Annotated in this window: 9 protein-coding genes; 7 read left to right on the plus strand and 2 right to left on the minus strand. The window is 66.1% G+C overall.

The window, feature by feature from the left end; translation table 11 throughout:
• Positions 1-248: 248 nt before the first annotated feature.
• Positions 249-1694 (minus strand): hopanoid biosynthesis associated radical SAM protein HpnJ, encoded by a 1446-nt coding sequence (gene hpnJ, locus ABWP09_RS10615; protein WP_353205115.1) that lies wholly within the window; start codon positions 1692-1694, stop codon positions 249-251.
• Positions 1691-2854: a bacteriohopanetetrol glucosamine biosynthesis glycosyltransferase HpnI gene (gene hpnI / locus ABWP09_RS10620; RefSeq protein WP_353205116.1), complete on the minus strand. Its 1164-nt coding sequence runs from the start codon at positions 2852-2854 to the stop codon at positions 1691-1693. The genes hpnJ and hpnI overlap by 4 nt, the downstream gene beginning before the upstream one ends.
• A gap of 46 nt (positions 2855-2900) precedes the next feature.
• On the opposite strand from hpnI, the gene hpnA reads away from it, so the two are divergent.
• The 7 genes from hpnA to ABWP09_RS10655 form a co-directional block, all read left to right on the plus strand.
• Positions 2901-3899 (plus strand): hopanoid-associated sugar epimerase, encoded by a 999-nt coding sequence (hpnA, locus tag ABWP09_RS10625; protein ID WP_353205117.1) that lies wholly within the window; start codon positions 2901-2903, stop codon positions 3897-3899.
• A complete protein-coding gene (locus tag ABWP09_RS10630; protein WP_353205118.1) occupies positions 3896-5131 on the plus strand; it encodes a glycosyltransferase in 1236 nt (411 codons plus the stop codon). The genes hpnA and ABWP09_RS10630 overlap by 4 nt, the downstream gene beginning before the upstream one ends.
• Positions 5128-5970 carry a squalene synthase HpnC gene (hpnC, locus tag ABWP09_RS10635; protein WP_353205119.1) on the plus strand — a complete coding sequence of 281 codons (843 nt, stop codon included), beginning with the start codon at positions 5128-5130 and terminating at the stop codon, positions 5968-5970. The genes ABWP09_RS10630 and hpnC overlap by 4 nt, the downstream gene beginning before the upstream one ends.
• Positions 5967-6806 carry a presqualene diphosphate synthase HpnD gene (gene hpnD, locus ABWP09_RS10640; protein WP_353205120.1) on the plus strand — a complete coding sequence of 280 codons (840 nt, stop codon included), beginning with the start codon at positions 5967-5969 and terminating at the stop codon, positions 6804-6806. Before hpnC ends, hpnD begins: the two co-directional genes overlap by 4 nt.
• The gene (gene hpnE, locus ABWP09_RS10645; RefSeq protein WP_502959790.1) at positions 6803-8056 is read left to right on the plus strand and encodes a hydroxysqualene dehydroxylase HpnE; all 1254 of its coding nucleotides are present in this window, start codon (positions 6803-6805) and stop codon (positions 8054-8056) included. Before hpnD ends, hpnE begins: the two co-directional genes overlap by 4 nt.
• Before the next feature lie 9 nt (positions 8057-8065).
• Entirely contained in the window at positions 8066-10015 is a 1950-nt protein-coding gene (gene shc / locus ABWP09_RS10650) for a squalene--hopene cyclase (protein WP_353205121.1), read from the plus strand.
• Positions 10012-10451: phosphorylase family protein (locus ABWP09_RS10655; protein WP_502959791.1), on the plus strand; the 440-nt coding region annotated here is incomplete at its 3' end. The genes shc and ABWP09_RS10655, both read left to right, overlap by 4 nt.

Below are 10451 nucleotides of genomic sequence, written 5' to 3' on the forward strand. Positions count from 1 at the left end.
CGTTGACTTCGCGCGAGACGCCGAAATCGTCAGCGGTGATGATCGCGGTTTTCATACCTTTTTCTGCTCCCCTTCAGGGGAGCGCCGGGTCGGATCGTCCCCCGGACGATCCTCAACCGTGCGGGGCACGGTTGGCCCGGCGCTGGTGGCCGAGCGCAGCGAGGTCGGGAGAGGGGCAGTAGGCAAACCGAGGCACGCGTAACTGCCCCTCTCCCCGACCCTCTCCCCGGAGGGGAGAGGGAGAAATGTCACGCCGCCTCTTTCCGACGCCGCAGGAAGTCGAAGAATTCGACGCCCTCGCGCAGTCGGCGCTTCATCATCTGCCAATCGGTCAGCATCTCGCGCACGATTTCCCAGATCTTGGACGGGCGGAAATAGAAGCGCTTGTAGAATTCCTCGACCTTGTCGAAAATCACCGCCGAGGACAGATGCGGGTAGGACAGCTGCGCGATCTGGTTGCCGTCATCGGTCAGCAAATCGTGCGACTTGTCGAACCAGCCATTTTCGATCGCCTGCTTGTACAGGAAGGTGCCGGGATAGGGTGCGGCCAGCGACACCTGGATCGTGTGCGGATCGATTTCCTTGGCGTACTGAATCGTCTCTTCGATCGTCTCCAGCGTTTCGCCGGGGAGGCCGAGGATGAAGGTGCCGTGGATCGTCAGGCCGAGCGCGTGGGCATCCTTGGTGAATTGCCGCGCGACATCGACGCGCAGGCCCTTCTTGATGTTGTGCAAAATCTGCTGGTTGCCGCTTTCATAACCGACCAGCAGCACGCGGCAGCCGCCTTCCTTCATCGCCTTCAGCACCGGATAGGGCACGTTGGCCTTGGCGTTGCAGCCCCAGGTGACGCGGAAACCGGGTGTGCCGAAGCCCAATTTGCGCAGCTCGCCCGACAGTTCGATGACGAAGTCATGCGCATCGGCGAGCGTGTCGTCGTCGAAGAAAATTTCGTTGATCTCGGGCATTTCGCGGAGGATGTATTTCACCTCCTCGATCACCTTGCCCGCGCTTTGGTGACGATAGCGATGCCCGCTGATCGTCTGCGGCCACAGGCAGAAGGTGCAGCGGCTCTTGCAACCGCGCCCGGTGTAGAAAGAGATATAGGGGTGGCGCTGATAGCCGCCGTAATATTTCGAGGTGTCGAGGTCGCGCTTATAGATCGGCGAGACCATCGGGAGGATGTCCATATCCTCGATCTGCGCGCGGTCCTTGTTGCGCACGATCGTCCCGTCGGGCGCGCGCCAGGTGATTCCGTCGATTTCGGCGAAGGGGCGGCCTTCCGCCAGTTCGACGCAGGTGAAATCATATTCCTCGCGGCAGACGAGATCGATCGCCTCGCACGCCTCGAGACTGGCCTTGTCCTCGATCATCACCTTCGCACCGACGAAGGCGACGATGATCCTGGGGTTGCGCTCCTTGATCAGGCGCGCGGTGCGGATGTCCTGGTTGAAGCTCGGCGTCGAAGTGTGGAGGATGACGAGATCGCGCGTGTCGAATTCGTGCGCGATGTCTTCCCACGACTGTTCGTGCGCGGGCGCGTCGATCAGCTTCGATCCTTCGACCATCGCGGCGGGCTGCGCGATCCAGGTCGGGTACCAGAAGGACTTCACCTCGCGCTTCATCTGATAGCGTGCGCCAGCGCCGCCATCATAGCCGTCAAACGACGGTGCCTGCAGGAAAAGGGTGCGCATCATGCCCGTTGCTCCGTAGCGGCCGAGATTCGGCCGTCGTCCTTCATTTTAAGCGTCGCCCCGCGCCAATCAACCGAGCGCACGCAGAAGCCCGCGATATAGACCGCAAAGCTCATCAGATCATGCACCGGCACCATCCAATACGGTGCGACCTGCTCCCCTACCGCCGCATCGACACTCCGCACAACCACGAACCGCGCGATCAATGCTGCGACCATGAGCGCAAGGCCGATTGCGGGCGCATACAGGCTTGCGAGACACGCCAGCGGCAGCGGAATCGCGATGATCGCGCCGACATACGCCCAGAAGCCAAGACCGCGCACCGTGGCGTGCCACCGCACCTCATGCTGCCACAGCGCATCAAGGCTAGTCTCGTCGAAGGCGTGGGTCACAAACATCGGCGGCACGGAGAGTTTGAGCCCGAGTGCGATCACCGCTTGGCCGATCGCGTGATCGTCGGCCAGCGTATCGGCGAATCGCGCAAATCCGCCGATTCGCTCCAGCGTTGCGCGGCGCAGCGCGATGGTTGATCCCATGCACGGGTCGGCCAGTTTATAGGCGACCGCGATCACCACGCCGATGATGAATTGATAGGTCAGCCCCGCTGCGCCGAAGCGTGACCAGAAACCGGCATCGCCGCGTCCACGGTACAGGCACGACACCAATCCGACACCGGGCCGGTCGAGCGCGTCCAGAACGCGGGCCAGATAGTCCGGGGCGACCGCAATATCGCTGTCGCTGAGCACCAGAATTTCGTGGCGCGCCGCTGCCATCATGTTGATCAGGTTGGAGACCTTGCCGCTCGCGCCGTGCACCGTGGCATCGATGACGAGATCGATCTGCGCGTTCGGATAGGCGAGGCGCAAGGCTTCGACGACAGCGATCGCCGGGTCCTCGGCACGTTGAATGCCGCACACCATTTGCACCGGGCCGTCATGGTCCAGCGTCAGGAACGTGGCGAGATTGTCGAACAGGCGCGGTTCGGTGCCGTAAAGCGGCTTGAGCACCGTGACCGCGTCGCCGCGGCGCGGCGCGGCGGGCGGATCGACGAAAAACCGGCGTAGCACGCTGGCGGCGAAGAGTTGGTAGGCGATCCCCGCTGCCGCCAGCGCGATCGCCAGCGAACCAAGCGTTGCGCCTGCAATCGCAAAAATATGCTCCACGATTCTCCCCGTAGCGCCGCACCGTGGCGCAAGCTAGACCGCCGCAATGAGTAGCGCCGACATTACGCTCGTCACGGGCGTTTCCGGGTTCGTCGGATCGGCGGTCGCGCGGCGGCTGGCGGCCGGGGGTGTCGCCGTGCGTGGCCTGGTGCGCGCAAGCAGCGCGCGGACCAATCTCGACGATTTTCCGGGCCATGTGGTCGAAGGCGACGCACGCGATCCCGCCGCGATGGCGGAAGCGCTGACGGACGTGCGGTATCTCTACCATGTCGCCGCCGATTACCGGATCTGGGCGCGCGACCCCGAAGACATCGTGCGCAACAACCTCACCAGCACGCGAACGGTGATGGATGCGGCGCTGGCGGCGGGGGTCGAGCGGATCGTCTATACCAGCAGCGTCGCGACGTTGCGGCCCGATCCCGATCGGCCCGCCGACGAGACTCGCCCCGCCACGCCCGAACAGGCGATCGGCGCGTATAAGCGCAGCAAGGTGGTCGCCGAGCGGCTGGTCGAAGCGATGGTCGCCGAACGCGGTTTGCCCGCGGTGATCGTCAATCCCTCGACGCCGATCGGCCCGCGCGACGCGCGCCCGACGCCGACCGGGCGAATCATCGTCGAGGCGGCGTCGGGCCGGATGCCGGCCTTTGTCGAAAGCGGGCTAAACCTCGTCCATGTCGATGACGTTGCCGAGGGTCACCTCGCCGCGATGGCGCGCGGCCGGATCGGCGAGCGCTACGTGCTGGGCGGTCAGGATGTCAGCCTGCGCGAGATGCTGGCGGTGGTGGCGCGGCTGGTGGGGCGTAAAGCTCCGACGATCCGCATCCCGACTGCGCCGCTGTTTCCGCTCGCCTGGGCCAATGAACAGCTTGCGCGCCTCACCGGCAAGGATCCGTTCCTCACGCTCGATTCGCTGCGCATGGCGGCGCACGACATGTATTTTTCGAGTGCCAAGGCGGAGGCGGAACTGGGCTATCGCGCCGGGCCTTATCCTGAGGCGCTGGCCGATGCGATTGCGTGGTTCCGTCAGGCGGGAATGATCGGGTGATTGGGTTAGCGGTGGCGCTGCTGTCGTTGGCGATCTGGGTCGTCTTGGTGTTCGCGCGCAACGGGTTCTGGCTGACGCGCGAGCGGGATACCTTTTTCCATCAGTTGTCATCCCCGCGAAAGCGCGGACCCATCACCGATGGCACGAGCTGGGTCCCCGCTTTCGCGGGGATGACAGAGAGCGACTATGACGGTGAGCAGCCAAGTGCTTGGCCCGCCGTCACCGCGATCGTCCCCGCGCGCGACGAGGCCGAGGTGATCGCGCGCTCGATCGGCAGCCTCGCCGCGCAGGATTATCCGGGTGCGTTCCGCATCCTGCTGATCGATGATTCGAGCAGCGACGGCACCGCCGAGATCGCGCGCGGGCTCGGTTCGGATCGCGTCAGCGTCGTGACCGGCGCGCCGCTTGCGGCGGGGTGGACCGGGAAGTTGTGGGCGGTTTCGCAAGGTGTCGCCGTCGCCGGGGATACGCCCGAATACCTCCTGCTCACCGACGCCGATATCGCGCACGCACCCGATACGTTGCGCAGCCTCGTCGCGCGCGCGGTGGAAGACGACCGTGTGCTGGTGTCGCTGATGGCGCGGCTGCGCTGCGAAAGCCTCGCCGAGCGCGCACTGATCCCGGCATTCGTGTGGTTTTTCCAGATGCTCTATCCGTTCGCCAAGGTGAACCGGCGCGGCAACGGTTTCGGCGCGGCGGCGGGCGGGGTGATGCTCGTCAAGCGCACCGCACTGGAAGCTGCCGGTGGCATCGCGGCGGTGCGATCGGCGCTGATCGACGATTGCGCGTTCGGCGCACTGCTGAAAGGCGAGGGGTCGGTCTGGCTCGGGCTGACGGACCGCGCGGTCAGCATTCGGCGCTACGACACATGGGGCTCGGTCGCGGCGATGATCTCGCGTTCGGCCTATGCGCAGCTCGGCTATTCGCCGCTGGTGTTGGCGGGCACGACGCTTGGCCTCGCGCTCACCTATCTCGCGCCGCCGCTGCTCGCGCTTTTCGCGCGCGGGGCCACACAATATGCCGCGATCGGTGCCTGGGCATTGATGGCGCTGGCGTTTCAGCCGATGTTGCGCTTTTACCGGCGCTCGCCACTTTGGGGACCTGCCTTGCCGTTGATCGCAACTTTCTATGCCGGATGTACCGTATGGTCGGCGTGGCAGCATGTGCGCGGGCGCGGCGGGATGTGGAAGGGCCGCGTGCAGGCGGCGCTGAACGAGGACGTGACCGCATGACCGCCGCCGCAGAGCTCGCTTCGGGCAAGGGGCATAAGGACGAGAATTTCCCGGTCGCGTCGGCCTTGCTCAAACGCGAACACCGCGCACCGGTGATGGCCTTCTATCGCTTCGCGCGCGCGGCGGACGATGTGGCGGATAATGCGGAGGCTTCGGCGTCCGAGAAGCTGGCGTTGCTCGGCGCGATGCGCGCGACGATCGCGGGAACGCACGACGCCGATGCGCCCTCGGCCGCCTTGCGTGAAACGATGGCAGGGCACGATCTGAGCGCGCAACACGCGCTCGACTTGCTCACCGCGTTCGAGCGCGATTGCAGCGTCGATCGCTATGCCGATTGGCCCGCCTTGATCGAGTATTGCCGCTATTCGGCGATGCCGGTCGGGCGCTACGTGCTCGATGTTCACGGGGAGGACCCGGCGACCTGGGTCGCCAACGATGCGCTGTGTGCGGCGCTGCAAGTAATCAATCATTTGCAGGATTGCGGGAAGGATTATCGCAGCATCGGGCGCGTGTATCTGCCGCTCGACGTGCTGGCGGCGCACGGCGTGGAGGTGAGCGACCTCGGCAAGGACGAGGCGACGCCGCAATTGCGCGCCGCGTTGCGCGATCTGGTCGCGCGAACCGAGATCTTGCTGATGCGATCGGCCGGCTTTGCGCGCGCGATCCGCGACCGGCGGCTCGCCATCGAAGTCGCGATCATCCACCGCCTCGCCTCCGATCTGACGCGGCGGCTGAAGACGCATGATCCGCTGTCGCAGCGGGTACATCACGGCAAGGCGGAGATGCTCGGCCTCGCGACATTGGCGGCAGCCGCGCAGTTGGTTAAGGGCCGGAGATGAACCCGGACTCCACCCCCGCCGCGTTGCAGGCACAAGTCTCGGGCAGTTCCTTTTATGCCGGGATGCGCGTGCTGCCAAAGGCGCGGCGCGAGGCGATGTATGCGGTGTACGCCTTTTGCCGCGCGGTCGACGACATTGCCGATGACGAGATTGGTGACCGGAGAGCGCGCGCAGAGCAGCTCGAGGCGTGGCGGTCCGATATCGAATCGCTCTATGCTGGTGGCAATCCGGGGCAAGCGGCGCTCGTCGCAGAAGCCGTGCGGGAGTTCGCACTCGACAAGGCCGATTTCCTCGCCGTGATCGACGGCATGGCGATGGATGTCGACCACGATATGCGGTGGCCGACCTTCGAGGAGCTCGATCTCTATTGCGACCGCGTCGCCTCGGCGGTCGGGCGCTTGTCGGTCAAGATTTTCGGGATGGAGCATGGCGTCGGCATCGAGCTGGCCCACCACCTCGGCCGCGCGCTCCAATTCACCAATATCCTGCGCGATGTTGACGAGGATGCCGCGATCGGTCGCGTCTATCTGCCATCCGAAGCGCTTCTTGCCGCAGGCGTCGAACTGCTCGATCCGATCACCGTCGTCGGCGATCCCCGCGTCGATGCCGCATGCCGGTTTCTCGCCGCCAAGGCGCACGTGCATTTCCGCGCTGCCGAGGCGATCCTGGCGCAGCGCCCGAAGGGCCATTTGATCGCGCCGCGCCTGATGGCGGCGGTCTACGCCCCGATTTTGGTGCGGATGGAGGCGCTCGGCTGGGCTCCGCCGCGCACGCGGATCAAGGTCAACAAGCCGGCGTTACTCTTCACGGTCGTGAGGCTGTGGCTGTTCCGGTGAGCCCGCGCGTCCGGATTGTCGGGGCAGGGATGGCGGGCCTATCCGCCGCCGTTGACCTCGCACGGCGCGGCATTGCGGCGGAGCTGGTCGATGGCGCGGCGCAAGCCGGGGGGCGCTGCCGCAGCTATTACGATCCGCAGCTTGGCCGCACGATCGACAATGGCAACCACCTCGTTCTCGCGGGGAATCGTGCGGTTGCCGACTATCTCGCGACGATTGGCGCGAGCGACCGGCTGAGCGGCCCGCTTCATGCCGACTTTGCCTTTGTCGATCGTGCGACCGGCGCGCGCTGGTCGGTGCGGGTCAATGACGGGCCGCTGCCGTGGTGGATTTTTCGCGACGGCAGGCGTGTGCCGGGGACGCGGATGTGGGACTATGTGCGGCTTGCGGGTTTGCTGTCGGGCAAGCCGGGGCAGACCGTCGGCGAGCGGATCGCACCGCATGGCGCGGTGTGGGACAAGTTGCTGGAGCCGGTTCTGCTTGCCGCGCTCAACACGGCGGCAGCAGACGGATCTGCAGCCTTGGCGGCAGCGGTAATTCGTCAATCGCTCGGACGAGGCGGGCGCGCGAGCCGTCCGCGCATTGCCGAGCCGACGCTGGCCGCGGCCTTTGTCGATCCGGCGATCGACTGGCTGGCGGGGCAGGGGACGGCGCTGACGCTGGGGCGGCGGTTGCGGGCGATGCGGTTCGACGGGGACCGGGTTGCAGCGCTCGATTTCGGGGCCGGGGAGGAGCCGGTGGCGGCAGACGAAAAGATCATCCTCGCGGTGCCGCCAGGGGTCGCGGCCGCGCTCATGCCCGGCCTCGTGGTCCCCGATGACTTCCGCGCGATCGTCAATGCGCATTTCGCCTTTGTCCCGCCGCCTGGCACCGCGCCGATGATCGGCGTCCTTGGCGGCGCGGCGGAGTGGATCTTTGCCTTTCCCGATCGCCTTTCGGTCACGGTGAGCGCCGCCGACCATCTCGTCGATACCGACCGCGCGGAACTTGCCGCGCGCTTCTGGGCCGATATTGCCAACATCCACAACCTGCCCGCGACGCTGCCGCCGTGGCAGATCGTCAAGGAAAAGCGTGCGACCTTCGCCGCGACGCCCGCGCAGGACGCCAAGCGCCCGCCGGCCGAGACGCGATGGCGGAACTTGTTCCTGGCGGGGGACTGGACGCAGACCGGCCTCCCCGCAACGATTGAGGGCGCGATCCGATCGGGTGAGCGCGCGGCGCGCTTGGCGTCGGGCGTGGTGGTCGGCTAAGGCGAGGCGATGGGGACCGATACGATCGAACGCGCGCGTCTGGTGGACGAAGCCGATGCCGTTGCCACCCGCGCCGCCGCAGCGCTGGGCAAGCTGCAACGCGCCGATGGGCATTGGGTATTCGAGCTCGAAGCCGATGCCACCATTCCGGCCGAATATGTCCTGCTGCGCCACTATCTGGGCGAGCTGCGCGACCCGGAAATCGAGTGCAAGATCGGCGCATATCTGCGCCGGATCCAGTCGGAAGTGCATCACGGCTGGGGCCTGTTCCATGGCGGCGCGTTCGATGTCAGCGCGAGCGTGAAGGCGTATTTCGCGCTGAAGATGATCGGTGACGATCTCGATGCGCCGCACATGGCGCGCGCCCGGGCGGCGATCCACAAGGCCGGCGGGGCAGCTGCGGTGAATGTGTTCACGCGCATTCAGCTCGCACTGTTCGATGCCGGGCCGTGGTCGGTCGTGCCGACCTTGCCGGTCGAACTGATCCTGCTGCCGCGCTGGTTCCCGGTGCATCTGTCGAAAATGTCCTATTGGGCGCGCACCGTGATCGTGCCGCTGCTGGTGCTGGCGGCGAAAAAGCCGGTCGCGCGCAACGAATCGGGCGTGAAGGTCGACGAACTCTACACCGCCAAGCGCGCGAAGCTGGTCAGCCGCGCGGCGGGAACGCAGCGCGCGTGGATCGCCTTTTTCGGCGCGGTCGATGTCGTGCTGAAAGCCGTCGAGCCGCTTTGGCCGCAAAGTCTGCGCCAGCGCGCGGTCGATGCCTGCATCGCTTTCGTGACCGAGCGGTTGAATGGCGAGGACGGCCTCGGCGCGATCTATCCCGCAATGGCGAACAGCGTGATGATGTTCGATTGCCTCGGCTATCCGGCGGATCATCCCGCGCGGGCGCTGGCGCGGACCGCGGTCGAAAAGCTGCTCGTGGTCAAGCAGGACGAAGCCTATTGCCAGCCGTGCGTCTCGCCGGTGTGGGATACCTCGCTCGCCGCGCATGCGATGCTGGAGGCGGGCGGCGACGAGGCCGAGGCGCGCGCCGCGGCGGGTCTGGCGTGGTTGAAGCCGCTGCAAGTGCTCGACGTGAAGGGCGATTGGGCCGAGGAAAAGCCCGATGTCCGCCCCGGCGGCTGGGCGTTCCAGTATAACAACGCGCATTATCCCGATCTCGACGATACCGCCGTGGTGGTGATGGCGATGGACCGGGTGAAGGCGCGCGTCGGTCCGACCTATGACGAGGCGGTCGCGCGTGGGGTGGAGTGGACCGTCGGCTTGCAATCGAAAGACGGCGGCTGGGGCGCGTTCGACGCGGACAACAGCTATCATTACCTCAACAACATCCCCTTCGCCGATCATGGCGCGCTGCTCGATCCGCCGACCAGCGACGTGACCGCGCGCTGTGTGTCGATGCTTGCGCAATTGGGCGAGACCGACAGCCCGCGGATGCAGGCGGCGCTCGTCTTCCTCGAAAAAGAGCAAATGCCTGACGGATCGTGGTTCGGGCGTTGGGGGGTCAATTACATTTACGGCACCTGGTCGGTGCTGTGCGCACTCAACGCCGCCGGTCTGGGCGACAAGCATCCGATGGTGCGCAAAGGGGCTGACTGGCTGCTCCACATCCAGAATCTCGACGGTGGCTGGGGCGAGGATTGCGAGAGCTATGCGCTGGATTACAAGGGCTATACGCCTGCGCTCTCGACCGCGTCGCAGACCGGCTGGGCGCTGCTCGCGCTGATGGCGGCGGGCAAGGTCGATCACCCTGCGGTCGAGCGTGGCGTGCGCTATCTGCTCGCGACACAGGCCGAGGATGGCCTGTGGGGGCAGGAGAAATATACTGGCGGCGGTTTCCCGCGCGTCTTCTACCTGCGCTATCATGGCTATCCGGCCTATTTCCCGCTCTGGGCGGTGGCGCGATTCCGCAATCTGAAGCGCGCGAATAACCCGCATGTGGCGTTCGGCATGTGACCCTGCTCGTTGCGTGCGGATTGCAGCGCGAGGCGGCGATCATTGCGCGGTCGGGCTGGGTGGTCGTGGCGGGCGGTGGCGATGCAGCACGGTTGGAGGCGGAGCTTGAGGCTGTGGTTGCACGCGGCGGGGTGACGGCGCTGCTATCGTGCGGGGTGGCAGGGGCGCTCGATCCTCGGTTGCGGGCGGGGGATGTCGTGGTCGGCGAGCTTTCCCCTAAGCTCCACCCTATACGCTTCCCCGGCGAAGGCCGGAGCCCAGTAGAGACTTCGGCTGTTGCTGTGCGCGGCGCTTCATCCCGGCCACCTTCGCAACTGGGCCCCGGCCTTCGCCGGGGAAGCGCTTTGGTGGCATGGCTCGCCCAAAACCTCCCCCACGCATATTGCGGCACTGTCCTCGGCGCAGACGCGATCATCGCCTCGGTCGCCGAGAAAGC

Origin of the sequence: Sphingomonas sp. (genome assembly GCF_040398505.1) — a bacterium.
Taxonomy (GTDB): domain Bacteria; phylum Pseudomonadota; class Alphaproteobacteria; order Sphingomonadales; family Sphingomonadaceae; genus Sphingomonas.